The following is a 25,424-nucleotide window of genomic DNA, read 5'->3' as shown; positions in this document are numbered from 1 at the left end:
GCTCACTCACCACCAGTGATTCATCCATAGCATGCCCGCGAGCCATGCAAAGGGTTGTAATTATGGGCAATTGGGACTAGCTCAACCCTGTCAATCAGGCAGATTTGGATATGGATCAGACGGCTGCGCCGAAGGTCAGCTTCGTGTCGCTCGGGTGCCCCAAGGCTTTGGTGGATTCCGAGCGCATCATCACGCATCTGCGCGCCGAGGGCTACGAGCTCGCCCGCAAGCATGACGGGGCCGACATCGTCATCGTCAACACCTGCGGCTTCCTCGACAGCGCCAAGCAGGAATCGCTCTCGGCGATCGGCGAGGCCATGGCCGAGAACGGCAAGGTGATCGTGACCGGTTGCATGGGGGCGGAACCCGAGCAGATCGAGCAGGCCTATCCCGGCGTGCTCTCCATCACCGGCCCGCAGCAATATGAGAGCGTGCTGGACGCCGTGCATCGCGCGCTGCCGCCCGCCCACAATCCGCATCTCGATCTGGTGCCGCCGCAAGGCATCAAGCTGACGCCGCGGCACTACGCCTATCTGAAAATCTCCGAGGGCTGCAACAACCGCTGCACCTTCTGCATCATCCCGAAGCTGCGCGGCGACCTGGTCTCGCGACCGGCCAACGACGTGCTGCGCGAGGCCGAGCGCCTGGTCGACGCCGGCGTGAAAGAGCTGCTGGTGATCTCGCAGGACACTTCGGCCTATGGCGTCGATCTGAAATACGCCGAGAGCCCGTGGAAGGATCGCCAGGTCCGCGCCAAATTCATCGACCTCGCGCGCGAGCTCGGCGAGCTCGGCGCCTGGGTCCGGCTGCAATATGTCTACCCCTACCCGCATGTCGACGAGGTCATCGCGCTGATGAACGAGGGCAAGGTGCTGCCCTATCTCGACATCCCGTTCCAGCATGCGAGCCCCGAAGTACTGAAGGCCATGAAGCGCCCGGCGGCGCAGGACAAGACGCTGGCGCGCATCAAGCGCTGGCGCGAGCAATGTCCTGATCTCGCTTTGCGCTCGACCTTCATCGTCGGCTTCCCCGGCGAGACCGATGCGGACTTTGCCTATCTCCTCGACTGGCTGGACGAAGCCGAGATCGATCGGCTCGGCTGCTTCAAGTACGAGCCGGTCGCCGGCGCCACGGCGAATGCGATCGAGAACCCCGTGCCGGAAGAGATCAAGCAGGAGCGCTACAATGCACTGATGGCGCGCCAGCAGAAAATCTCTGCGCGCAGGCTGAAGCGCAAGGTCGGCACGCGCCAGCAGATCATCATCGACGAGGTCGGCCCGACCGTCGCAAGGGGCCGCTCCAAGGCTGATGCGCCCGAGATCGACGGCGCCGTCTACCTGTCGAGCCGCCGCCCCTTGCGCGTCGGCGAGATCGTCACCGCCAAGATCGAGCGCGCGGACCAGTACGACCTCCACGGCAGCGTCGCGGGATTCTGAGATTCCGGTCGCGGCACGCCGGCAAGACCGGCGCGCCTTAGGCATTTTCCACCAGCCGGCGTTCAGGCTGGGCGTGCCCGAACTACGAGGTCATGTCGCTTCTCCCGACGCCTGCTGTTCGTCGCGTGCGGCGAACACTTCCTTGGCTGCGAACAGCCCGTTCAGCGCCGCCGGGAAGCCCGCATAGACGGCCATCTGCATCATGATCTCCACGATCTCGTCGCGAGACAGGCCGACGTTCAGACCCGCCTCGAGATGCACCTTGAGCTGAGGCGCGGCATTTCCGAGCGCCGTCAGCGCGGCGATCGTGGCGATCTCTCGATCGCGCAGGCCGAGGTCCGGGCGGCAGTAAATGTCGCCGAACGGAAACTCGATCACGTATCGTGCGAAATCCGGAGCTATGTCGGCGAGTGAGGCGACGACCTTTTCGCCGGCACTGCCGTCAATGCGCGACAGGGCCCGCTGGCCGCGATCGACGCGGCTTTCGTCTTGTGTTTGGGCGTGCGTCATTTTCCTTCGTCCTCTGTTCGTCGCTGGCATAGCCGGCGATCTTGGTATCAAGGACGAGCAGGCATTCCTGGAGTTCGGCAATTTGCGTGCGCACCTGTTCCCGGTGGACTTCCAGCATCTGCCGCCGGGCTGGCCCGGTGGCTTCGCCTTCATCCCGAAGCGCCGCATAACGCAACATGCCCCGGATCGGCATTCCCGTGGTCTTGAGCCGACCGAGAAATTCGATCCATGTGAGGATCGATGCGTCAAAGTCGCGCTGGCCGGAGCGATCCCGGTCGGCGTATGGCAGCAGCCCGATGCGCTCATAGTAGCGCAGCGTGTGTGTCGACAGGCCGGTCCGTTTTGCGAGGTCGCCGATCTTCATGTGTGCCCGTTCTCGTACTGACGCACGTACAGATACCCCTTCGAGCGCGCTCTAAGTCAAGGGGGATCGAAGGTGCCGTTCCCGCGAGGTCATGATGACGCGACAGCGGAAGATTTCGGCGCCGGCTGGGCGGCGGCATCGCTGGATGCCCAGCTTCAAGATTCCGCCAGCCATTTCGGCACCCAGCGCTCCGGGCGCGGGGCGCGGGCAAGATCGGCTTGCGCCTCCGACAGCTTCGCGGGCTCGCCCTCGATGGTCGGGCGCACATCATATTCGAAGTTCGGCATGACGCGGCCGTCGGCATAGAGATCGAATTTCATGGCGTACCACAGCCCGAGCTCGGGCTGTGCGCGGCGCATCTCCTCACGCAGATCGCGCAGCAGGGATTCGATCGAGGCGGCTTCCTCGAACGGCTGCGGCCCGCGCGACAGGACGCGCGCCTCGTACTGCTTGCCGACGATCGCGACCTCGAAATGCGTCTTGTCCCAGGCGTTCTTGCCCTTGGGGAGATGCGCGGCCAGGCGCCAGCCGAGCTCGGCCATCAGGCGATGATTGGCCCAATAGTCTTCGCGACCCCGGCTCCATCTTTCCATGAAGCCGCGAAAGTCGGGCAGCTCCGACGGATCGTCATCGGACGCCGCCATATCCCTGCCCAGCCGTCCGGTGAGCCATTGCGCGAGCTCGACCGTCTGACATTCGACTTCGTCGTGCGGCTTCAGATCGCTCCAAGCGTTGTCGAATTGTTGCGACGTCAGTTTCGCGAGCAGGCCATCGAGGCTCGGCGCCAGCAGCTCGTAATCGCCCTCGGAGCCAAGCCCCACGATCGGCGGATTGTCGCGGTCAAGACCCGCGCCGTACCAGCCGCCAACAGCCGAGCCATCCGGCAGCCGCATGAACAGCGAAAACCTGTCGCGCAAGGGACTGCCGTCAACAATAGGCGCCTGATCCGAAAACTGGCCCTGCAGCGAGAAGCAGCCGACGCTGCCCCAGGGCCGTCCCTTCAGCCAGCCGGCAAAATCCAGTAACAGCGGCGGCGCCTCGATGCCCGGCGGAAACGCGCCGCGAATGCTGTCGAGGTCGATCGAATAAGGCGTGTCGGACAAGGCTTAAAACTATCTGGTTGGTCCCGCCCCTCTTGGTCCGAACCGTCAGGCGTTCGGTTCGAGCCAATTCGCGTTCGCTGATCACAAACGCGCTAGAGACGTAATGGTTTCCCGGCGCGCATCTCTCTCCTGCCCCATGCACGCTGGGCGTGTGGTCTGCAAGGCGGCGCTTGACAAGCCCGGCCATTCGCATGTATTGCCGCGCCCCATGATCAACGCTCGGACCCATCAGCGCACCGAAATGCTCCGCCGTCGCTTCCGCGACGATGAGAGGGTGCGCCATGTCCGACGACGCCGCTGAAGCACTGAATTCAGCGTAGGTTTTCGAGAAGGCCGCACCCGCAAGGTGCGGCCTTCTTGCTTTTCGCGCCCCCTTTTCCACCCGCCTCCAGAGGAGTTCGACATGACCACCGCCACCCATCCGTATGACGCGTTGATGGACATCACCGCTCGGCCCAAGGCCGTGTTCGTCCGCGGCGCCGGCTCCTACCTCTGGGACGACAGCCGCAAGCGCTATCTCGATTTCGTACAGGGCTGGGCGGTCAACTGCCTCGGCCACTCCCCGCCCGCGATCGCCAACGCGCTTGCTGCGCAGGCCAAGCGGCTGCTGACGCCAAGCCCCGCCTTCTACAACGAACCAAGCCTGAAGCTCGCGCAGGCGCTGGTTGCAAACAGCGCGTTCGACCAGGTGTTCTTTGCCAATTCCGGCGCGGAAGCCAACGAGGGCGCTATCAAGCTCGCGCGCAAATATGGCAGCCTGCATCGAGGTGGCGCGTTCGAGATCATCAGCTTCGAAGGCGGCTTTCACGGCCGCACCTTGGCGACGATGTCGGCCTCGGGCAAGAAGGCCTTTGAGCCGCTGTTCGAGCCAAAGGTCGCAGGCTTCAAGAAGGCGAAGCTCAACAACATCGCCTCGGTCAAAAAGCTGATCAACGACAACACCGTCGCCGTGATGATCGAGCCGATCCAGGGGGAATCAGGCGTATGGCCGGCGACCGATCAGTTCTTGCAGGAGTTGCGCGCTCTCACCGACGCGCACGGCCTCCTCCTGATCTTCGACGAGATCCAGACCGGGATGGGCCGGACCGGCAAGCTCTTCCACTACGAGCACACAGGCATCGCGCCCGACATCATGACGCTCGGCAAGGGCATCGGCGGCGGCGTGCCGCTCGCGGCGCTGCTCGCGATCGAACGCGCGGCCTGCTTCGAGCACGGCGACCAGGGCGGCACGTTCAACGGCAACCCGATCATGTGCGCGGCGGGGCTAGCGGTGCTCGACGAGGTCAGCAAGCCGGAGTTCCTGAAGACGGCGACCGAAACCGGGCTGCTGCTCGAAAGCGAGCTGCAGAAGGTCTCGGCGCGGCATGGGCTCGGCGAAGTGCGAGGTCGCGGGCTCCTGCTCGCGCTCGACCTCAAGCTGCCGATCGCGCCCGGCATCGTCGCGCAGGCGTTCGAGGCCGGCGTCCTCCTCAACGCGCCGCAGGTCGACACGTTGCGCTTCATGCCGGCGCTGAACGTCACGCGGGCCGAGATCGCCGAGATGATCGATTGTCTCGACGGTATCTTGACCAGAGCCGGCGCGGCACGGCGAGTGGCGTAGACGGCTCGCTCTCTCCGTCATGGCCGGGCTTGTCCCGGCCATGTACGCCTTGAGGCGCGGCACGAAGAACGTGGATGCCCGGGACAAGCCCGGGCATGACGACTTCGGCAAGACGTTCTCTACGGCTTCAAGATCGACGCGCCCGTGGTCTTGCGACTCTCGAGATCGATATGCGCCTTGGCGGCGTCTTTGAGCGCGTAGGCATGGTTGATCGGCACGTGCAGCTTGCCGTTAATGACGGCGGCGAACAGCGTGTCAGCGCCTTCCAGCAACTCCTTGCGCGTTCCGATATAGTCGTTGAGCTTGGGCCGGGTCGCAAACAGCGAGCCGTGGGTGTTGAGCTCGGCGATCGAGAACGGCGGCACCGGGCCTGAGGCATTACCGAAGGAGACGAACATCCCGCGCGGCTTCAGGCAGGAGAGCGAGCCTGGGAACGTCGCCTTGCCGACACCGTCATAAACCACGTCGCAGCCCTCGTTGCGGCTGATCTGTTTGACGCGCGCAACGAAGTCTTCCTCGTTGTAGAGGATCACATGGTCGCAGCCATTGGCCTCGGCAAGCGCAGCCTTCTCGCGCGAGCCGACGGTGCCGATGACGTGGGCACCCATTGCCCTCGCCCATTGGCAGGCAAGCAGGCCGATGCCGCCGGCCGCGGCGTGGATCAGCACGCGATGATGCGGCTCGACCTTGAAGGTCTTGTGCAGGAGATACCACACCGTCAGCCCCTTCAGCATCAGCACGGCGCCCTGCTCGTGGGTGATGTGGTCGGGCAGCTTGACCAGCCGCTCCCAGGGGATGTTGCGCTCGCCGGTATAGGCGCCGAGATTGTGGTAGTAGGCGACGCGGTCGCCGGGATGGAAATTCGTCACGCCCGGCCCGACCGCGACGACCTCGCCCGAGGCCTCGTTGCCGGCGATGAAGGGCAGCCCCGGCGCCTTGTAGAGGCCGGTGCGGTAATAGACGTCGATGAAGTTCAGGCCGACGGCATGCTGGACGATGCGCACCTCGCCGGGCCCGGGCGCCGGAACATCGACGCTCTCATAGACCAGGGCTTCGGGGCCTCCGACCTTGTGCACACGGACGGCTTTGGTCATCACCTGACCTCCTTTTCTCGCGGGCCAGCGAAAGACATCGCGCCCGCCTTGTCAACTCGACGCGGGCTGGAACGCCTAGACCGACGGCTTGCCGGTCTTCCTGCGGTTGCGTTTCGCTAGCACGTTGAAAAACTCGACCGCTGCCGAGAACGCAATCGCGAAATAGATGTAGCCGCGCGGGATGTGGAATTGGAATCCGTCCGCAACCAGCGCGACGCCGATCAGCACCAGGAAGGCCAGAGCCAGCATTTTCGTGGTCGGATGCTCCGCGACGAACCGCGACACCGGTCCGGCCGAAATGTACATGATGAGACAGGCGATCACGACGGCCGCGATCATGATTTCGAGGTCCTGCGCCATGCCGATCGCCGTGATGATCGAGTCCAGCGAGAACACGATGTCGATGATCACGATCTGGACGATGACCCAGAAGAAAGCGTTACGAGGTGACTTCTCGCCGCCCTCGCCGTCATCGGCTTCGACCTCGCCATGAATCTCGTGCGTCGCCTTCGCAATCAGGAACAGACCGCCGCCGATCAGGATGAGGTCGCGCCAGGAGAAGCCGTAACCGGAAAACGAAAACACCGGCGCGGTCAGGCCGATCAGCCAGACCAGGAGGCTGAGCAGGATGATGCGGAAGATCAGCGCCAGCGCGAGCCCGATCTGGCGGGCGCGGTGCGCCTGCTTCTCGGGAATGCGCGAGACGATCACCGACAGGAAGATGACGTTGTCGATGCCGAGCACGATCTCGAGCGCGGTCAAGGTGAGGAGCGCGGCCCAGGCTTCGGGGCTGGTCAACAGGTGCATCATGCGAAGGATCTTGTCAGCCGTATCAATGCGTCGCTGAAGCTGATCCAGAGCGCGATCGCGCAGAGCGCGACAGTCACACCGGTGCCGACGCGAAAGTCCATCTGCAGCGTGTAGAAGGAGAGCAGAGCCCAGATGGCGATCAGCGACATCGTCAGCCAGCGCAGCCGCACGACGCGCACCGGATGCAGCACGTGGAACGGCACGAAGGTCAGCACCACCAGGGCCGCTACTAGCAGCGTCGAGAGCAGCGGCGGCCAGTGCAGCAGAAACAGATAGAACGCCGCCGCATTCCACAGCGCCGGAAAACCGCGGAAATGATTGTCGTCCGCTTTCATGCGCAGATCGGCGAAATATAATGCGCTGGTGACGATGATGGCGACGCCGAGCAGGGGAGCTGCGACCGGCAGCAGCAAGCCGCTGGCCACGATCGCATAGGCCGGCACGAAGACGTAAGTGACGAAATCGACCACGAGGTCGAGCACGTCGCCCGACCAGTTCGGCTGCACGTCCTTGACGTTGAGCCGGCGCGCGATCGGCCCATCGATCGCGTCGATGATGAGGGCGACGCCCAGCCATTGAAACATCGCCGCCCAGTGCTCACGCACGGCCTCAAGCATCGCCAGCAGCGCGATCGCCGCACCGAACGCGGTGAAGATGTGCACCGAGAAGGCAGCGGCGCGGATCGCGGGCCTGGGCTTCAGGGAATCCTCTTGGCTGTCCATGACTTCTGCTATCAGAATGACACCGGTTTGCACATAAGCCATTGCGGCGCCTGGTCGCACAATTCGTCATAAAATCAGGGAAATATGAGTGGGCTTGAATTTGCCGCGGGGCATGTCCAATGTCGTTCCATGACAGATGCATCGACACTCTTTGACGCGGCCGTGATCGGCGGCGGACCGGCGGGACTGAGCGCCGCCATCGCATTGGCGCAGGCGGGCGCACGGACCGCGCTGGTGGCGCGTCGCATGCCTTATGCCGACAATCGAACCACGGCGCTACTCGGTGCCTCCGTCGATCTGCTGGAGAGCCTCGACGTCTGGCCGCGCTGCAAGGACAAGGCGGCCGCGCTCGAAATCATGCGGCTCGTCGACGACACCGGCCGGCTGTTTCGTGCGCCGGAGGTCCGGTTCTCCTGCCACGAAATCGGCCTCGATGCCTTCGGCTACAACATCGACAACCGCTCGCTGATGCTGGCGCTGGAAGCGCGCGCGGCCGAACTGCCCGATGTCGTCCGTTTCGACGACGAGGCCGAAACTGTCGTCATCGAAGCCGATGACGTCGCGATCCGCACGGCCGCTGCGCAATTTCTCTCGGCCCGCCTCGTGGTCGGGGCCGACGGCCGGCATTCGCTGTGCCGCGAAGCCTCCGGCATCGCGGTGACGCGGCGCGAGCTGACCCAGACGGCACTGACTTTCAACGTCGGGCACGCGCGGCCCCACCGCAACGTCTCGACCGAGTTCCACACCCCGCATGGTCCTTGCGTGTTCGTGCCCCTGCCCGGCGATCGTTCCAGCGTCGTCTGGGTCTCGGCGCCTGCGGACGCCGAGCGGCTTCGCGGCCTGAGCGATGAGGAATTGTCCGCCGCGATCGAGAAGCAGTCGCATTCGATCCTCGGGCGCATGACGGTGGAGCCGGGCCGCCATCTGTTCCCGCTGGCGATCGAACGTCCCAAATCCTTCGGCGGCGACCGCATTGCGCTGGTCGGCGAAGCCGCCCATGTGGTTCCCCCGATCGGCGCCCAGGGTCTCAATCTCGGCCTCCGCGATGCCGCCGACATTGCGAGGCTTGCAGGCGAGGCCATCGCATCAGGCCAAGATCCCGGCGCAGCAGACGTGCTCAAGCGTTATGACCGGGCGCGGCGTCCGGACATCCTGAGCCGGACCTTTGCGATCGACATCGCCAACCGCTCGCTGCTCAACGATTTCCTGCCACTCCAGCCCGTCCGCGCGGTCGGCATGCACCTGCTCGGCGCGATCGGCCCGCTCCGGCGTTTTGCGATGCGCGAGGGGCTCACGCCGACTTGGCGGAAGTAACCGCCGCTCAAGGAAACGCCAGCCGGCCAGTCTGGATCGCCCACATCACGCTGGTCAGCGTGACCGCGGACGCAAACGTCCCGAGCAGCACCGCGACGGAGGCAGACTCGATCCAGGCGTCGTTCTGCCGGGCGATGACGAACACGTTTAGCGCCGGCGGCAGCGAGGCCATCAGCACGGCGGTCGCGGCCCAGGGCTGCGCAAACGGGCCGAGCGCCAGCATCAGGCCGAAAGCTGCAAGCGGATGGATCAGGAGCTTGATCGCGATCACGCCCGGCACTTCCCACGGGACCCGATCGAACGGGCGGAGCGCCACGGTCACGCCGAGCACGAACAGCGCGGTCGGAGCGGCTGCGTTCTGGAGGAAGGTGATGGTGCGATCGAGTGCGACGGGCATCTCGATATGCAGCGATGCGAAGGCCGCGCCAAAGCAGGCCGACATGATCAGCGGGTTGAGCACGATCTGCTTCAGCACGACGCCGAAGGCATGCACGATCGAGGGATGATCGCGGTCGGAGAGCTCGATCAGCAACGGCACGATCGTGAACAGGAAGATGCTGTCGCAGCAGAAGATCAGCGCAGTCGGCGCGGAGGCCTTCGGCCCGAGCACGGCGAGCGCCAGCCCCGGTCCCATGTAGCCGATATTGCCGTAGCCGCCGGAGAGCCCGGCGAGCGTCGCCTCGCGCAGCGTCAGCCCGCCCAAAACCTTGCCGACGACCAGCGCGAGTGTGAACGCCGCAACGGTCGACAGGGTGGTCGCGACCAGGAACGGCGGGTTGTTCAATTCCGAAAACGGCGTCTTCGACATGATCGCAAACAGCAGCGCCGGCAGCGACACATAGAGCAGGAAGAAGTTCATCCAGGCGAGGCCCGATTCCGGCAGGGATTTGACCTTGCCACAGGCGAATCCAACGAAGATCAAGCCGAAATATGGTAGAGCCAGATTGAGGATATCGACCATTGATGAAGTGTTTTCTGAAGATTGGGGGCCTATCTGCCCCGCAACCGCGGGTTAATTCCAGATCAGGGCACTAGCATCGGCCACAATCCTGGTCTATCGACGGGGAATGATTAAAGCGCGGACCGCCAAATTCCAGATCGGACAGGTCGTGCGCCACCGGATCTTCTCGTTCCGGGGCGTGATCTTCGACATCGATCCGGAATTCAACAACACCGAAGAGTGGTGGCTGTCGATCCCCGAGGAGGTGCGGCCCCACAAGGACCAGCCGTTCTATCACCTGCTCGCGGAGAACTCGGAGTCGGAATACGTCGCCTATGTCTCCGAGCAGAATCTCGTGCCGGACGATTCCGGCGAGCCGGTCCGGCATTCCCAGGTCGCCGAGATCTTCGTCAAGGACAAGACCGGCTATCGCCCGCGCAATCCTTCGCTGAACTGAGTTTCGAAGCCATCAACTGGCCAGCAAAAAAGGCGCTCGAACCGAGCGCCTTTTTCATGTGCGGGATTGATCCCTGATTACTTCTGTCCGGCCGGAGCGGCGCCAGGCGCTTGCTGCTGCTTCTTCTGCAGCTCTTCAGCCTTCTTCTGGAGCTCTTCCTGCAGCTTCCTCTGGGTTTCCTCGAACACCTTCGGATCGGTCGGCGGGCCGTCATAGGCCTTCTGGAATTCGCCGGCGAGCGGCAGCGGCAGCGTCAGCGGTGCGCCGTTGGCATTGATCGCCTGAACAACGAGGTTCTGGCCCTTCTTCATGTTGTTGATGAACTCGGGCGTGGCTTCGTAGTCGGACATGCAGCCGTTCTGGAAGCAGATCACATACGGGCTCTGCAACGGCGGATTGTTGTCCACGATGATGCGGGTGCCGTGCACCAACTGCATGCCGAGCGGCAGCGTCACGCGCAGGATCTTTTTCGGCTCGCCTTCTGGCTCGATGATGACGGCCGCGATGACCGGCTGGCCCGACTCGATACGGCCGTCCTTGCCGGTGAAGCAGACCTGCTTGGCATTGGCGTCCTGGCCCTTGAGGCAGAACTTGGTCCAGGGGGCGTAGATCAGCTGGATTTGCTGATCGGCCGGCTGGGCCGCGCCCTGCTGCGCTGGAGCGCCCTGCGCCGGAGCGCCCTGGGCGGGTGCCGGCTGGGCCGGTGCCTGAGCGGCCGGCGCCGGAGCCTTGGGGGCAGCCTTCGGAGCGGCCTTCGGGGTCGCCTTCGGCGCGGGCGTGCCCGGAGCTGGCGCGGGAGCCTGGGCCTCGGCGGCAAACGGGACGGCCAACGCCGTCGCCGTCAACAAGGCGAGAAGTCGCCCGCGCGGCCGGACGGACGCGGCCAAGTAACGGAAATTCATTGCGGAAAACCCTTTCTGAACGGGAAGTGCCCGAACCGCTTCGACGCACCGAGCCTGGCCGCGTTGGGCGCGGCTCTCTCCCCGTCAAATGAGGCAGATAAGTGACGGGCTCGGCGCTCTTGCGCGATTGCGTGCCTTCTTAACGTGGCCGACGAAAAGATCAATGCCGACAAGCGCCTTTGACCGCGCGCCGGCGTGCGCCCCCGGGAAAATCCCTGTGATAGGATTCAGGCCTGCGGTCCTCGAATCAACGTGTCCAGATGTTCATGTTCCAGCGCCTTCTCGAGGGCCGTCCTGAAGGTCTTTGCGTCCGCCTCTGTGTCCTGGCTTTCGCCTTGGGGCTGCCGTTCGCCTTTGGGCTCCCGGCCAGCGGCGCAGGGGCCGAGGAAGCCCACGCCATCGCCATGCACGGCAAGGCGGCGATGCCAGCCGATTTCATCCACATGCCTTACGTCAACCCTGACGCCCCCAAGGGCGGCCGGCTGACCTGGGGCGTTCTCGGCACCTTCGACAGCCTCAATCCCTTCATCGTCAAGGGACTGGCCGTTCAGCCGGTCCGGAACTACGTGGTCGAGAGTCTGCTCGCGCGCGGCAATGACGAGCCGTTCACGCTCTACGGACTGCTCGCCAGATCGGTCGAGACCGATGACGAGCGGAGCTTTGTCACGTTCCACATCGATCCCCGCGCGCGCTTCTCCGACGGCAAGCCGGTCCGCGCCGAGGACGTGCTGTTCTCCTGGCAGTTGCTGCGCGACCACGGCCGCCCAAACCACCGGCAATATTACGGCAAGGTGGCAAGGGCCGAGGCGCCGGATCCCCTCACCGTCCGCTTCGACCTTGCGGGAGCCAATGACCGCGAACTGCCGCTGATCCTCGGCCTGATGCCGATCCTGCCGAAACATGCGGTCGACGTCGCGGCTTTCGAGGAGACGACGCTGACGGGCCCGGTCGGCTCCGGCCCCTATCGCGTCACCGCCGTGAGGCCCGGTGCCAGCGTGACGCTCACCCGCAATCCCGACTATTGGGGCCGTGACCTCGCCATCAATCGCGGGCTCTACAATTTCGACGAGATCAGGCTCGACTATTTTCGCGAGGCCAACGGCCAGTTCGAAGCTTTCAAGCGCGGCCTCTATGATTTCCGCATCGAGCACGAGCCGCTGCGCTGGCACGACGGCTACGACTTTCCCGCGGCGAAGAATGGCGACGTGATCCGCGACACCTTCAAGCCGGGCGTGCCGCAACCTTCCGAATTTCTGGTGTTCAACACGAGGCGTCCCATATTCGCCGACATCCGCGTGCGCCAGGCCTTGACGCTGCTGTTCGATTTCGAGCTGGTGAACCGCAACTACTTCTTCAACCTCTACTCGCGCGTCGCCGGCTATTTTGCCGGCTCGGACCTCTCAGCATATGGCAAGCCTGCGGATGCGCGCGAGCGCGAGTTGCTCAAGCCGTTCGCCGCGCAGATCCCGCCTGACATCATGGACGGCAGCTACCGCCTGCCGGTGACCGACGGTTCGGGCCGCGACCGGACCACGCTGCGCGCGGCGCTGAAGCTGTTGTCGGAGGCCGGCTACGATCTCGACGGCACCGTGCTGCGCAACCGTGCGACCAAGGCGCCCTTCACCTTCGAGATCCTGGTCACGACCCGCGACCAGGAACGCGTCGCGTTTGCCTTTCAGCGCGACCTCAGGCGCGCCGGCATCGAGCCCAGCGTGCGATCGGTCGATCCCGTGCAGTTCGACCAGCGCCGGCTCGCCTACGAATTCGACATGATCCAGAACCGCTGGGACCAGTCCCTGTCGCCCGGCAACGAGCAATATTTCTACTGGGGGAGCGCTGCCGCCGACAGTCCGGGCACCCGCAACTACATGGGGGCCCGGGATCCCGCGGTCGATGCGATGATCGCCGCACTGCTGGAAGCCCGTGAACACACGGATTTCGTATCCGCGGTGCGGGCGCTCGACCGCGCTTTGATCTCCGGTTTCTATACAATCCCCCTGTTTAACGTATCCGAGCAATGGATCGCGCGCTGGAATCGGATAGAACGGCCAGAGGCCACCTCGCTGTCCGGCTATTTGCCGGAGACCTGGTGGTCGAAGGGGCAGCCGCAAGCTCATCAAGCAAAGTGACGCCGTGAACCAGCCAGCCGTATCGCCGACGCTCGACACACTGTTTCAGCGCACGCTGATGCGGCAGCCGCACGCGACCGCTCTGCTCGACCCCCTGAACAAGTTCCGCGTGACCGGGCACGAGCCGCGGCGGATGAGCTATGCCGAGGCTGACACCGCCATCGAGGCGCTGTCCGCCTATTTCGTCGAATCAGGCCTGCCGGCCAATTCCGTCATCGCCATCCAACTGCCGAATACGGTCGAGTTCGTGCTCACCGTTCTCGCCGCCCATCGCGCCGGTCTTGTCGTCGCCGTGCTGCCGCTGCTCTGGCGCCATGCCGAACTGACCGCCGCTCTCAATCGTACCGCGGCGCGCGCCATCGTCACCATGAGCACGGTCGACGGCGTCAGCTATGCCGATCTCGCCATGCACGCGGCCGCGGAAGCCTTCTCGATTCGCCATGTCTGCGGCTTCGGCACCAACCTGCCCGAAGGCATGGCCTCGCTCGACGACGTGCAGGCCCGTCCGCCCGGCACAGCGCGCGCCGTGATTCAGGATGGCCGCAAGGCGGCGATGATCTCCTTCGACGTCACCGCGGAAGGCTTTCGTCCGGTGCCGCGGCCGCATTTCAGCCTGATCGCCGGGGGGCTCGCGATGTCGCTGGAAGCCGACATCAGGCAAGGCGCAACCGTGATGGCGGCGTTCACGCCGATGTCGTTCGCAGGGCTCGCCTCCTCGCTCGCGGTGTGGCTGCTGTGCGGCGGCACGCTGGCGCTGCATCACCCCTTCGAGAACGACGTGCTGGAGCAGCAGATCAATGCGCACGAATGCGACGTGCTGATCGCACCGGCACAGTTCGCCCAGCGGCTCGGCGATTCCGAGCTGGCGGCGCGGATGCCGAGCTTGCGCAACGTCATCGGCCTGTGGCGCGCCCCCGAGCAGGTGTCGGCGAGCGAGGCATGGATTGCGCCGCATGCGCCTTTCACGGACGTCTATCTGTTCGGCGAGGCCGGATTGTTCGGCGCCCGGCGTGGCGAGGACGGCATGCCGGTGCCGGTGATGCCGGGACCGCACGGCGCGCCGCGCGAGCAGTCGGGTTCGTCGATCGCCGGCGAGATTCTGCTGACGCCGAAGGGCACGCTCGGGCTGCGCGGCCCGATGGTGCCGATCGCGGCCTACGCCCCGCCGCCGCCGGTCGGCGACACCCTGATCGCGCAACCGCCACGCGACTATGTCGATACCGGCTACGCCGCGCGGCTCGACCGTCCCAGCGGCGCGATCTGTATCACCGCGCCGCCCTCCGGGATCATGGCCGTCGGCGGCTACCGCTTCCTCTCCAACGACCTGCAGGAATGGGCGCGCCGGCTCGGCCAGGGCGCCCTGCTGACCGCGCTGCCTGACCGGCTCTCCGGTCACCGGCTCGCGGGCCGGGCTCAGGACAATGCCCGCGCCCGCGAGGCGCTCAGCGAACTCGGGCTTAACCCCCTGATGGTCGAAGCTTTTCGCGACCGTTCCGGGCCGGTCTAAGCGGAGTTTCGACCGTTCCATTGACGCTGCATTAAGGCGGCCGGACTAGATTGCGCAGCACCTGTTGCGTGACCAGAGTTTCTCGATGTCCCAGGCCGGCCCGATCCTGTTTGTGTCCAATGGCGAGCGGCCGACCTTCCTTGCGGCGCTGGACGAGGCGCGATTCTTTCCCGTGATCGACACCGGCTGGGCCGGCGCTGCGCGCGCGGTCGAAGAGGTACAGCCGGCCGCGGTTCTCGCCGCGATGCATGCCGGGCACGAGCCGCATCTGGCGCCGCTCGCCAGCAAGATCGCAGAGCAATCCCCTTACCTTCCCTTCGTGGCATTGGATGCGGCGGGCGCGCTCCCGCACAACGTCCTGCCCTTCTCTTCCTCGCGCGCCGGCCATTCCGAACGCCTGATCGCGCGGCTTCGCGCCGCTCTACGGATTCGTACCCTTCACGCCACGGTGCTGCGCCGGCTGCCCGAGGTCAAAGTCGCGCTGCCGGAGGCTGATCCCGTTCGCGATGCCACGGTGCTTCTGATCGGCCGCGGCGCGGCTTACCCCGCGCTTTCCGTCGCGCTCGGCGAGCGCGTCGGCGTCATCGGGGCGCTCTCGATCGAGGCAGCGGCCAAGCATCTCAACACCCGCGACCTCGACGGCGTCGTGCTCGCTGAAGGTTTTACCCCCCGCGTGACCGATGCCTTTCTCACGGTGCTCGCCGAGGACACCCGCTTCCGCAGCCTGCCCGTGGTCGTCACTGCGCATCAGTTGACGCAGACTTACGACCTACCCAATCTTGAACTGATCCCCGGTGAGTCGGCGAAGGTCGCCGCCAACGCGCTGCCCCTGATCCGCCAGCACGCCATGGAAGCCCAGCTGAGCCGTACGCTGCGCTCGATCGATGCCGGCGGCTGGCTCGACCCGCGCAGCGGCCTGCTCACGGCGGAAGCTTTTGCGCGTGATTTTGCCAAGGCGGTCGAGCAGACGCTGGCCCGCGGCGGCGGCCTCTCGGTCGCACGCTTCGCCTTCGATCCCGGCAATTCCCGAGCCCAGCTCGATGCCGCGCGCATTCTCAGCCGGCTGATGCGGCAGATGGATTTTGGCGTGGCGCAGAAGGACGGCTCGGTCGTCGTCGTGTTCGCGGAGACCGACTTCCGCACCGCCCACATGATCGCCCGCCGCCTCTCCGCGGTGATGCGGCACACGTCGAACGGCAAGCACGAGATGCGCAGCGATCCCGTCGTTTCGGTGGATTCGCTGTCGCCCTCGGATACGGCAAGGTCGCTGCTTGGGCGGCTGTCGGCCGAGGCATCGCGGGCGGCGTCGTAATCATCCGCGAGCGCTCGCTGCCGTCGGAGCTCGACTGCTCACATGTGGAAGCTTTACGCGAAACGCACCGTTCGCATTCTCATTCGCGAGGGCCGGCCGCTGGCGCAAAAAACCCGCGGCCGGTAAACGGTCGCGGGTCAAAATCCGAAGCTCTGCCAGTACATCCGTGGTCAAAGCAACGTCATTGGGATTGCGGCAGCCTATGCGGCGCGCAGATCTTCAGCAGCAGACTTGCCGGTCTTGCGATCTGCAACGATTTCAAAAGAAACCTTCTGCCCTTCGTTGAGGGTATTCATGCCGGCGCGTTCAACGGCGCTGATGTGAACGAAGACATCCTGGCTGCCCTCGTCCGGCTGAATGAATCCGAAGCCCTTTTGGCTGTTAAACCACTTCACAGTTCCCGTCGTCATGGGGATCGTCCTTTAAGATAGATAAACGTTTAGCCGCGCTCAGAAGCGCGGTGGGTGTCGTCGAGATCTGGAGGGAGGGTCGTCAGTCAGGCGCGCTTTTCAGCGGCGAGGCCAAGTCGTTCGGCCGAAACTCGATAGATTGAACCTAGCAACTGTTCGATCATTGCGCAAGTGATCATATGTCGCTGTTCGGGGATCCGAGTGCGGCGCGTCGTTTCGCGCCGCCTCCGGAAACCTCTACGCCGCCTTCTTGCTCTGCGCGAGCTGCGCCAGCTGGCGCATGATCTCGGTGGTGCCGGCAAGACGCTCTTCCGGCGTCTCCCAGTCCTGCAGGAACACCACCTTCATGTCGGGCCGCACCTTCGCGGCCTGGCCGTGGCTGCGGATGAAGCTCACCAGCCGGTCGGGATGGGCGAAGGAATTGTCGCGGAAGGCGATGACGGCGCCCTTCGGACCGGCGTCGATCTTGCCGACATTGGCTTGGCGGCAGAACGCCTTGATCGCGGCGACCTTGAACAAATAGCGCACCTCGTCCGGCAACACGCCGAACCGGTCGCGCATCTCGGCGCCGAAGTTCTCGATCTCCTCCTCGCTGTCGAGGTCGGCGAGCCGGCGGTAGAGTGACAGCCGCACCGAGAGATCGCCGACATAATCCTCCGGAATCAGCACGGGCATGCCGATGGTGATCGTCGGCGACCAGCGGTCGGCCGCGGGCTCGGACACGCCAGCCTTGAGGTTGACGATCGCCTCCTCCAGCATCGATTGATAGAGCTCGAAGCCGACCTCCTTGATATGGCCGGACTGCTGCTCGCCCAGGATATTGCCCGCGCCGCGGATGTCGAGATCGTGCGAGGCGAGCTGGAAGCCCGCGCCCAGCGTCTCCAGCGATTGCAGCACGGTGAGCCGGCGCTCGGCCTGCGCCGTGATCTTCTGCTGCGCCGGCAGCGTGAACAGCGCATAGGCCCGCAGCTTGGACCGGCCGACGCGGCCGCGGAGCTGATACAGTTGGGCAAGGCCGAACATGTCGGCGCGATGCACGATCAGCGTGTTGGCGTTGGGGATGTCGAGGCCGGATTCCACGATCGTGGTCGACAGCAGGATATCGAACTTGCCGTCGTAGAACGCCGTCATGATATCCTCGATCACGGCGGGCGGCATCTGCCCGTGCGCAACCGCAACCTTCATCTCCGGCACGTTCTTGTCGAGGAAATCCCTGACCTCGGCGAGGTCGTCGATGCGCGGCACCACGTAGAACGCCTGGCCGCCGCGATAGCGCTCGCGCAGCAGCGCCTCGCGGATCATCAAGGGGTCGTGCGGGGCGACGAAGGTGCGGACCGCGAGGCGGTCGACCGGGGGCGAGGCAATGATCGAGAGCTCGCGCACGCCGGTGAGCGCCAATTGAAGTGTGCGTGGAATCGGCGTGGCCGACAGCGTCAGCACGTGCACCTCGGCGCGGAGCTGCTTCAGCCGCTCCTTGTGGGTCACGCCGAAATGCTGCTCCTCGTCGACGATCAGCAGGCCGAGATCCCGGAACTTGATCGACTTGCTGAGCAGCGCATGGGTGCCGACGACGATGTCGACCGAGCCGTCGGCGAGGCCCTTCTTGACCAGATTGAGCTGCTTGGCGGGCACCAGCCGGGAGGCCTGGGCGACCTGGACCGGGAAACCCTTGAAACGGTCGGTGAACGTCTTGTGATGCTGACGGGCGAGCAGCGTGGTCGGCACCACGACCGCGACCTGCTTGCCTTCGAGCGCCACCGCGAAGGCGGCGCGCAGCGCCACCTCGGTCTTGCCGAAGCCGACGTCGCCGCAGATCAGCCGGTCCATGGGACGGCCGAGCTCGAGGTCCTTCAGCGTGGACTCGATCGCACCAAGCTGATCCTCGGTCTCGTCATAGGGGAAGCGCGCGCAGAACTCGTCGTAGAGGCCCGGCTGCACCGGCAGCCTCGGCGCCTCATGGAGGTGGCGCTCGGCGGCGATCTTGATCAGCTCGCCCGCGATCTCACGGATGCGGTTCTTGAGCTTGGCCTTGCGCGTCTGCCAGCCCGAACCGCCGAGACGATCAAGTTCGACCGTGGTCTGGTCGGAGCCATAGCGCGACAGCAGCTCGATGTTCTCGACTGGCAGGAACAGCTTGGTCTCGGCGGCATAATGCAGCTCGAGGCAGTCATGGGGCGCGCCGGCGACGTCCAGCGTCTGCAGGCCGATGAAGCGGCCGATGCCGTGATCGACATGGACCACGATATCGCCGGCGGCGAGGCTCGTCACCTCCGAGATGAAATTGTCGAGCTTGCGGCTCGCCTTGCGCGGTCGGACCAGGCGATCGCCAAGGATATCCTGCTCGCTGATGACAGCGATCTCGTCGGTCTCGAATCCGCTTTCGAGGCCGAGCACGGCCAGCATGGTCTCGTTGCGCGGGGTCGCCTGCACCGTGCGCCAGCTGTTGACGCTGGTCACGGGGGTGAGCTTGTGATCGCGCAGCATCGAGGTCATGCGGTCGCGCGAGCCCTCCGTCCAGAGCGCGATGACCACCTTCTTGCGGTTTGTCAGTAGCCCATGCACATGTGCGACGACGGCTTCGAAGACATTGATCTTGTTATCGTTGCGCTCCGGGGCGAAGTCTCGTCCCTTGCGCGCGCCGGCATCGACCACGCTGGTACCATCAGCGGGCACCGAAAACTGGGTCAGCCGCACCAACGGCATCCCGCTCTCACGCTTGCCCCACTCCTCCTCGGTCAGGTAGAGCCTGTCAGGCGGCAGCGGCTTGTAGATGGCACCGCCGCCCGGATGCTCCATGGCGTCGCGGCGGGCCTGGTAATAATCGAGGATCTGCTTGAAACGCTCGCGGATGGCGTCCTCGGCCTGCGGCTCGATCGCGACGCAAGCTCCTTGCAGATAGTCGAACAGCGTGTCCATCCGGTCCTGGAACAGCGGCAGCCAATGCTCCATGCCGGGATGGCGGCGGCCCTCGCTGACGGCCTCGTAGAGCGCATCGTCGCGCTCGGGCGCGCCGAACTCGGCGACATAGCCCATGCGAAAGCGGCGGATGGTCTCGGTGACGAGCTGGAATTCGGAGATCGGCACGAGATCGAGCGCGCGCATGTCGAGCAGCGTGCGCTGGGTCTCGGCATCGAAGGTGCGGATCGATTCCAGGCTGTCGCCGAAGAAATCGAAACGGACGGGCTGGTCCAGGCCGGCCGGAAACAGGTCCAGAATGCCGCCGCGCACCGCGTATTCGCCGGGCTCGCGCACGGTCGAGGAGCGGTTGTAGCCGTTGTGCTCGAGCCAGGCGATGATGGTATCCATCGGCACGACGTTGCCGGGCGCGACCGACAGCGCCTGCGCCGCGACGAGCTCGCGCGCCGGCACGCGCTGTACCACGGCGTTCACCGTGGTCAGCACGATCAGCGGCTTGTCGCTACCGGTCAGTGACGCCAGCCGCGCCAGCGTCGTCAGGCGCTGCGCGAGGACGCCACCATGCGGCGAGACGCGGTCATAGGGCTGGCAGTCCCAGGCCGGGAAGGTCAGCACGGGCAAATCGGGCGCGAAGAATTGCAGGGCACGTTCGAGCTGCTGCATCCGCGGCCCGTCGCGACAGATCACCGCGAGGCTGACAGCCGGCTTCTTCGGCCGCGCCGCGATGGCGCGCGCGAGATCAGAGATGACGAGGCCCTCTGCACCCTCGGCAACATTGGCAAGCGTGAGCGCGCGGCCGGGCGTGAGCAGCTCGGCCGGCGATTTCATCCCCTGCTTCATACGTCGCGGTCCGCGATCGGAAACCCCTTGATGCGCGCAAACAGCGGGCCGATGACGTCGGCGGCAAGCACCTTGTCGCCGGTGATGGCGGCATAGAGGTCGGGATCGGCCTCTTCGAGCAGGGTCTCGAGCTGCGTCAGCTCGTCATCGGACAGATTGCCGATCTCGGCATCCGCGAACCGGCCGAGGATCAGGTCCATCTCGCGCGTGCCGCGGTGCCAGCAGCGGAACAGAAGCCGCTTGCGGCGGTCGTCCAGCCCGTTGCTCGATCGTGTCGTTCCCGTCATGTCTCAAATCCAGTCAAACGCCAAAAGCCCGGACGTGCCGGGCCGGGGTGATATAGCCACTCGGGCGGGCCCTGTCAGCCCTCGATTTGTCATGGCCCGCTGCCCCGCAGGGGCACGAAAAAACACGTGGATGCCGGGCATAAAGCCGGGCTGACGAGCGAAAACGGTCCTAGATTCGCCTGATGCGCCCCAGCCTGCTCAACCCGCTGTTTGCCCCCGTGACCAGCCTCTCCGGCGTCGGTCCGAAGCAGGACAAGCTGCTGCAATATCTGCTCAGCCGCAATGAGACGCCGCGGCTGCTCGATCTGTTGCTGCATTTGCCCAGCCAGGTGATCGACCGTCGCGCCCGGCCGAAGATCCGCGACGCCGTGCAGGGAACCATGGTGACGCTGGAGGTCACGGTCGACCGCCACCGCCCGCCCCCGCCGCGCAATGCGCGCGCGCCCTACCTCGTCTACGCCAGCGACGACACCGGCGACGTCGTGCTGACGTTCTTCCGCGCAAAGCCCGGCTATGTCGAGAAGCTGCTGCCGATCGGCGAGAAGCGCTTCGTCTCCGGCACGCTCCAGATGTACGACGCCATCCCGCAGATCGTGCATCCCGACCGGGTGCTGGACGAGGAGGCGATTTCCAAACTCTCCGGCATCGATCCCGTCTATCCCTTGACCGAAGGCCTTGCGCTCGGCTCGCTGCGCCGCGCGGTCGCGCAGGCGCTGCAGAAGCTACCGGCGCTGCCGGAATGGATCAGCCCGGAGGTGCTGCGCCGCTGCGGCTTCCCACCGATCGCCGAGGCGCTCACCCGCGTGCACCAGCCGGTCGAGCTCACCGACATTCTGCCCGACCAGCCGTTCTGGTCGCGCCTCGCCTTCGACGAACTCCTGGCCGGGCAACTTGCGCTTGCCCTGATCCGCGCCCAATTGCGACGCCCGGCCGGTGCGCGCAACGCCGGCGACGGGCACCTCCGCAACAAAATCATCGATGCCCTGCCCTATGCGCTGACAACCTCCCAGCGCGACGCAGCAGCCGCCATCGCCAATGATCTACAACAGCCGGTGCGCATGTTGCGCCTGCTCCAGGGCGACGTCGGCTCCGGCAAGACCGTGGTCGCGCTGCTGGCCGCCGCTGCCGTCACTGAGGTCGGCAAGCAGGCCGCCTTGATGGCGCCGACCGAAATTCTGGCTCGTCAGCATATCAAGACCATCGCGCCGCTCGCCGAGCGCGCGGGCATGCGGGTCGCGATCCTCACCGGCCGCGAAAAGGGCAAGGAGCGGCGTGACCTGCTGGCACAACTCGAAGCCGGCGAGATCGACCTGCTCGTCGGCACCCATGCGCTGATCCAGGACGACGTGATCTTTAGCGATCTCGCCCTCGCCGTCGTCGACGAGCAGCATCGTTTTGGCGTGCGCGAGCGGCTGGCGCTGACGGCAAAGGGCGAGGCCGTCGACGTGCTGGTGCTGAGCGCCACGCCGATTCCGCGCACGCTGGGGCTGACCTATTTCGGCGACATGGACATCAGCGAGCTCAGGGAGAAGCCGGCCGGCCGCCAGCCGATCGAAACTCGCACCATATCGATGAGCCGCCTCGGCGAGGTCACCGACAGCATCGGCCGCGCGCTCGAATCCGGCAAGCTGGTCTACTGGATCTGCCCGCTGGTCGAGGAATCCGAGGCCGAGGGTACCGAGCACCTGACCAATGCGACCAAGCGCTTCGAAACCCTGCAAAAGCGTTTCGGCGACCGTGTCGGCCTCGTCCACGGCCAGATGAAGGGCACCGAGAAGGACCGCGTCATGGGCCAGTTCGCCGCCCACGAGATCGGTCTGCTGGTCGCGACCACCGTGGTCGAGGTCGGTGTCGACGTGCCGGCGGCGACCATCATGGTGATCGAGAACGCCGAACGCTTTGGCCTCGCCCAGCTTCATCAATTGCGCGGCCGCATCGGGCGCGGCTCGGAGGCCTCGACCTGTCTGCTGCTCTACTCCGAGCCGCTCGGCGAGATGTCGAAAGCACGGCTGAAGGTGATCCGCGAGACCACCGACGGCTTTCGGATCGCCGAGGAAGATCTGAAGCTGCGCGGCGAAGGCGATGTGCTCGGCGTGCGCCAGAGCGGCCTGCCCGGCTACCGCATCGCCCGCTCGGAGGTGCACGGCCAGCTCATCACGCAGGCCCGCGACGAGGCGCTGCGCATCCTGAAGGACGATCCAAAACTCAAGGGCGAGCGCGGCGAGGCACTGCGCTGCCTGCTGTATCTGTATGAGCGGGATGAAGCGATCCCGCTGATCGGAGCGGGTTAGCTGGCCGCTCGTTGCCGCCCAATCTCATAAGCCGCCACATGCGCCCGGGCGAGATCCAGCAGGGGCGTGTCGATGCCGAGTGCACGAGCCCGGTTGGCCATATCGCCGAGGATATGCTCCGCCTCGGTGACCGAGCCGCGCTCGATATCACGCAGCATCGAGGCCTTGAGCGGGGAATCCGGGGTCGTGAACAGCTTCCGGTCAAACTCGATGAAAGGCGCTCGCGGCTCAAAACCCGAGGCCGTGGCGACGGCGCAGCATTCGGCAAACAGGCGGAAGATGGATTGCTCGCCGTTCGGAACGGCCAGAATGTCTCCGATGCTTGCACGCATCAGGCAGGTGATGCCGGCGAGCGTCGAGAGCTGGACGAATTTCTCCCACATGTCCTGCATGATCGCTTCGCTGGCGCGCACGTCGATACCGGGCACGTGCAGCAGCGTCTCCAGGGCGAGCACACGCTCGCTCAACGACCCCCCGATTTCGCCGAAGACGATGGTCTGATTGGCCATGAACTGAACGACGCGACCATCCGCATCGAGCCCGGCACTGACGTTCGCGAGCCCGCCGAGAACCTGAGCGGCGCCGAACCGCGCCGTCAGGGCGTCGACATGTTTCAGCCCGTTGAGGATCGGCAAAATCATCGTGTGGGCGCCAACGGCCGGGGCAAACTGGGCCATCGCATCGTCGAGCGAGTAGGATTTCACCCCGACGAGCACGACGTCGAACGTTTCCTTGAGGTCGTTGGCCAGGATGATCTTCGGCTGCACGGCGAAATCGCCCTGCGGGCTCACGACCTGCAATCCATTCCGCCGCAATTGCTCCGCACGCCCGGCCCGCACCAGAAAGTTCACGTCGCCGCCGGCTCGGACCAGGCGCGCTCCGTAGTAGCCTCCGAGCGCTCCCGCGCCGATCACAAGCACTCTCATTCGAACTCCCATTGCGGAGTGACCGCTTTCGCAGAAACAATAACAGATGAGCCTCGCGACGTCTCCTCAACCGGCGTGCGCGCGCAAGAACCTGCCGTGCTCGGCTTCGGTCCCCTCGTTGGCGGGGAACATGCACTCGAGCCGCAGCTCCTCCGCCGTCACCGTCTGCGGCGTTCCAACCGTCGTGATCAGGGAGAAGTAGTCCAGCGTCACACCGTCCTTGACGAAGGACAACGGGATCATCGGCATCGCATCGGATGCCGACGGCGCACGCCATTCCGGCTTCACCCCGGGGTATTGCGACAGCTCCTCCAGCAACGCCTTCGTCCTGATGTCAACCACGTGTCCGACTGCCTCGCGATACACCCGCGCCAGCAGCCCGCGTGCGGTCTGCGGCCAGTTCGCGATAAAAGGGCGCATGCCCTCCGGATCGAACATAAGATGCAGCAGGTTTCGTGGCGCCGGCCGTGCGGACATGTCGATGAAGCAATTGAACAGAAGCGGCGCGGCCTCATTGGTCATCAGCACGTTCCAGTACCGGTCCATGACGATGGCGGGAAACGGCTCGTGCTGACGCAGCATGCGTTGCAGGGCACGGTTGATGCTCGTCATGCCGGGCGCCTCGAGCGCGGGCTCGGAATAGGACGGCGCATAGCCGGCGGCCAGCAGCAGCTCGTTGCGTTCGCGCAAGGGCACGTCGAGGGCTTGCGCAAGGTCGAGCAGCATCTGGCGGCTCGGAACGCTGCGGCCGCTCTCGACGAAGCTGATGTGCTTCTGCGAGACGCCGGCGTCGAAGGACAGGTCGAGCTGCGTCTTGCCGCGAATGTCCCGCCATTGACGCAGCAGCGCGCCCGCGGAACTGGCGCGCGTCTTGAGGGCACTGGCCGTCGCTTTCATGGCCGACTGATCCTTCCTGTCGATGTGCGGCATCGTCAACGCGCATCGGCGGCGGTACGTCGGGTTGTCCGAGGCACCACCGCCGATGGTAGCAGGTTCGTGGCGATCAACCGAAGGCGACCGGCCCCACGGCACCGACCCAGTGCCGTACCTTGGTGTCGTTCCTCTCGTCCATGTAGAAGAAGTGCGTCATCGTGGGATGAACCGTCTTCATTGAGGGATCATCGGGTGTCATGTCCACGACACCCCGAAACACCTTCAGCGAGCCCGCGTCCCAATATTCGGTGATGTGATGGAGCGCGGTGAATCCGGTGTCGATGAAGGCCTTCAGATTGCCGCGGATCGCCTCGCGCCCCTTCCAATCGGCGACGCCGAGGTTGCAAACGGCATCTTCCGTAAAACAGTCGAAGCCTGGTCCGAAGGTCTTGTTGTCGATCTCCCGCCACATGTCGAGCAGCCATTGCGGCGGTTCCTTCTTCGTAAACACGACTTGCATAGCTCTCTCCTCATGCACCGACACACACGCGACAGGAGGCTTGATGGAATGCTTCCTGTCGGGTGAATGACCGGACAGTAGCCAGGCTGCAGATGAGCTCAATTACATGCCAGGTAATAACGCGCGTTCGGAGGCCTCCTCTTTCCCTTCGCCCGACTTTA

At 65.1% G+C, this 25,424-nt stretch carries 22 protein-coding genes; 8 read left to right on the top strand and 14 right to left on the bottom strand.

The window, feature by feature from the left end; all coding sequences use genetic code 11:
* Nucleotides 1-110 precede the first annotated feature (110 nt).
* Nucleotides 111-1,436 carry a 30S ribosomal protein S12 methylthiotransferase RimO gene (gene rimO, locus RX329_RS22450; protein ID WP_317244257.1) on the top strand — a complete coding sequence of 442 codons (1,326 nt, stop codon included), beginning with the start codon at nucleotides 111-113 and terminating at the stop codon, nucleotides 1,434-1,436.
* 90 nt (nucleotides 1,437-1,526) lie between these two features.
* Here rimO and RX329_RS22445 read toward each other — a convergent pair whose 3' ends face one another.
* From RX329_RS22445 to RX329_RS22435, 3 genes are all read right to left on the bottom strand, one after another.
* Nucleotides 1,527-1,946, bottom strand: coding sequence for a carboxymuconolactone decarboxylase family protein (locus RX329_RS22445; protein ID WP_317244256.1), 420 nt, complete (start codon nucleotides 1,944-1,946; stop codon nucleotides 1,527-1,529).
* Nucleotides 1,879-2,310, bottom strand: coding sequence for a MerR family transcriptional regulator (locus tag RX329_RS22440; RefSeq protein ID WP_317244255.1), 432 nt, complete (start codon nucleotides 2,308-2,310; stop codon nucleotides 1,879-1,881). The genes RX329_RS22445 and RX329_RS22440 overlap by 68 nt, the downstream gene beginning before the upstream one ends.
* 155 nt (nucleotides 2,311-2,465) lie before the next feature.
* A complete protein-coding gene (locus RX329_RS22435) occupies nucleotides 2,466-3,413 on the bottom strand; it encodes a hypothetical protein (RefSeq protein ID WP_317244254.1) in 948 nt (315 codons plus the stop codon).
* A 403-nt stretch (nucleotides 3,414-3,816) separates the two neighbouring features.
* Between RX329_RS22435 and RX329_RS22430 the strand changes: the two genes are divergently transcribed.
* Entirely contained in the window at nucleotides 3,817-5,013 is a 1,197-nt protein-coding gene (locus RX329_RS22430; RefSeq protein WP_317244253.1) for an acetylornithine transaminase, read from the top strand.
* 119 nt (nucleotides 5,014-5,132) lie between these two features.
* Here the strand turns inward: RX329_RS22430 and RX329_RS22425 are convergent, their stop codons facing one another.
* The 3 genes from RX329_RS22425 to pcsA form a co-directional block, all read right to left on the bottom strand.
* Nucleotides 5,133-6,107 carry a quinone oxidoreductase family protein gene (locus tag RX329_RS22425; RefSeq protein ID WP_018457922.1) on the bottom strand — a complete coding sequence of 325 codons (975 nt, stop codon included), beginning with the start codon at nucleotides 6,105-6,107 and terminating at the stop codon, nucleotides 5,133-5,135.
* Between the two features lie 75 nt (nucleotides 6,108-6,182).
* Complete coding sequence (locus RX329_RS22420) at nucleotides 6,183-6,917, bottom strand: TerC family protein (protein WP_018457923.1); 735 nt, start codon at nucleotides 6,915-6,917, stop codon at nucleotides 6,183-6,185.
* Complete coding sequence (pcsA, locus tag RX329_RS22415; RefSeq protein ID WP_085353096.1) at nucleotides 6,914-7,681, bottom strand: phosphatidylcholine synthase; 768 nt, start codon at nucleotides 7,679-7,681, stop codon at nucleotides 6,914-6,916. Before pcsA ends, RX329_RS22420 begins: the two co-directional genes overlap by 4 nt.
* Before the next feature lie 87 nt (nucleotides 7,682-7,768).
* Here pcsA and RX329_RS22410 point away from each other — a divergent pair, with 87 nt between their 5' ends.
* Complete coding sequence (locus RX329_RS22410; RefSeq protein WP_018457925.1) at nucleotides 7,769-8,953, top strand: UbiH/UbiF family hydroxylase; 1,185 nt, start codon at nucleotides 7,769-7,771, stop codon at nucleotides 8,951-8,953.
* A 7-nt stretch (nucleotides 8,954-8,960) separates the two neighbouring features.
* Here the strand turns inward: RX329_RS22410 and RX329_RS22405 are convergent, their stop codons facing one another.
* On the bottom strand, nucleotides 8,961-9,914 hold the full coding sequence (locus RX329_RS22405; protein ID WP_317244252.1) for an AEC family transporter: 954 nt from the start codon (nucleotides 9,912-9,914) through the stop codon (nucleotides 8,961-8,963).
* Between the two features lie 106 nt (nucleotides 9,915-10,020).
* On the opposite strand from RX329_RS22405, the gene hspQ reads away from it, so the two are divergent.
* Nucleotides 10,021-10,350, top strand: a complete 330-nt coding sequence (gene hspQ, locus RX329_RS22400) for a heat shock protein HspQ (protein ID WP_018457927.1) — start codon at nucleotides 10,021-10,023, stop codon at nucleotides 10,348-10,350.
* A gap of 77 nt (nucleotides 10,351-10,427) precedes the next feature.
* Here the strand turns inward: hspQ and RX329_RS22395 are convergent, their stop codons facing one another.
* The gene (locus RX329_RS22395) at nucleotides 10,428-11,252 is read right to left on the bottom strand and encodes an invasion associated locus B family protein (protein ID WP_018457928.1); all 825 of its coding nucleotides are present in this window, start codon (nucleotides 11,250-11,252) and stop codon (nucleotides 10,428-10,430) included.
* 260 nt (nucleotides 11,253-11,512) lie between these two features.
* Here RX329_RS22395 and RX329_RS22390 point away from each other — a divergent pair, with 260 nt between their 5' ends.
* The 3 genes from RX329_RS22390 (at nucleotide 11,513) to RX329_RS22380 (ending at nucleotide 16,200) form a co-directional block, all read left to right on the top strand.
* On the top strand, nucleotides 11,513-13,381 hold the full coding sequence (locus tag RX329_RS22390; protein ID WP_317244251.1) for an extracellular solute-binding protein: 1,869 nt from the start codon (nucleotides 11,513-11,515) through the stop codon (nucleotides 13,379-13,381).
* A 4-nt stretch (nucleotides 13,382-13,385) separates the two neighbouring features.
* Complete coding sequence (locus RX329_RS22385) at nucleotides 13,386-14,888, top strand: AMP-binding protein (protein WP_247296681.1); 1,503 nt, start codon at nucleotides 13,386-13,388, stop codon at nucleotides 14,886-14,888.
* Nucleotides 14,889-14,973: 85 nt separating this feature from the next.
* Nucleotides 14,974-16,200 carry a GGDEF domain-containing protein gene (locus tag RX329_RS22380; RefSeq protein ID WP_247369964.1) on the top strand — a complete coding sequence of 409 codons (1,227 nt, stop codon included), beginning with the start codon at nucleotides 14,974-14,976 and terminating at the stop codon, nucleotides 16,198-16,200.
* Nucleotides 16,201-16,400: 200 nt separating this feature from the next.
* On the opposite strand, the gene RX329_RS22375 is transcribed toward RX329_RS22380, so the two are convergent.
* From RX329_RS22375 to RX329_RS22365, 3 genes are all read right to left on the bottom strand, one after another.
* Nucleotides 16,401-16,610, bottom strand: coding sequence for a cold-shock protein (locus RX329_RS22375; protein ID WP_018457932.1), 210 nt, complete (start codon nucleotides 16,608-16,610; stop codon nucleotides 16,401-16,403).
* Nucleotides 16,611-16,847: 237 nt separating this feature from the next.
* Nucleotides 16,848-20,366 carry a transcription-repair coupling factor gene (gene mfd, locus RX329_RS22370; RefSeq protein WP_317244250.1) on the bottom strand — a complete coding sequence of 1,173 codons (3,519 nt, stop codon included), beginning with the start codon at nucleotides 20,364-20,366 and terminating at the stop codon, nucleotides 16,848-16,850.
* Nucleotides 20,363-20,653: a succinate dehydrogenase assembly factor 2 gene (locus RX329_RS22365; protein ID WP_018457934.1), complete on the bottom strand. Its 291-nt coding sequence runs from the start codon at nucleotides 20,651-20,653 to the stop codon at nucleotides 20,363-20,365. The genes mfd and RX329_RS22365 overlap by 4 nt, the downstream gene beginning before the upstream one ends.
* Nucleotides 20,654-20,835: 182 nt before the next feature.
* Between RX329_RS22365 and recG the strand changes: the two genes are divergently transcribed.
* Nucleotides 20,836-22,944: an ATP-dependent DNA helicase RecG gene (gene recG / locus RX329_RS22360; protein ID WP_317244249.1), complete on the top strand. Its 2,109-nt coding sequence runs from the start codon at nucleotides 20,836-20,838 to the stop codon at nucleotides 22,942-22,944.
* Here the strand turns inward: recG and panE are convergent.
* The 3 genes from panE to RX329_RS22345 all read right to left on the bottom strand — a co-directional run bounded on the left by panE (nucleotide 22,941) and on the right by RX329_RS22345 (nucleotide 25,263).
* The gene (gene panE / locus RX329_RS22355) at nucleotides 22,941-23,870 is read right to left on the bottom strand and encodes a 2-dehydropantoate 2-reductase (RefSeq protein WP_018457936.1); all 930 of its coding nucleotides are present in this window, start codon (nucleotides 23,868-23,870) and stop codon (nucleotides 22,941-22,943) included. The genes recG and panE overlap by 4 nt on opposite strands.
* A gap of 66 nt (nucleotides 23,871-23,936) precedes the next feature.
* Nucleotides 23,937-24,767 (bottom strand): helix-turn-helix domain-containing protein, encoded by an 831-nt coding sequence (locus RX329_RS22350; protein ID WP_026233463.1) that lies wholly within the window; start codon nucleotides 24,765-24,767, stop codon nucleotides 23,937-23,939.
* A gap of 106 nt (nucleotides 24,768-24,873) precedes the next feature.
* Nucleotides 24,874-25,263, bottom strand: coding sequence for a hypothetical protein (locus tag RX329_RS22345; RefSeq protein ID WP_018457938.1), 390 nt, complete (start codon nucleotides 25,261-25,263; stop codon nucleotides 24,874-24,876).
* Nucleotides 25,264-25,424: the final 161 nt, after the last annotated feature.

Source organism: Bradyrhizobium sp. BWC-3-1, assembly GCF_032917965.1.
In the GTDB taxonomy this organism is placed as follows: Bacteria; Pseudomonadota; Alphaproteobacteria; order Rhizobiales; family Xanthobacteraceae; genus Bradyrhizobium; species Bradyrhizobium canariense_D.
The sequence above is the reverse complement of the archived record's forward strand: the minus strand, read 5'-3'. Positions and strand labels throughout refer to the sequence as shown.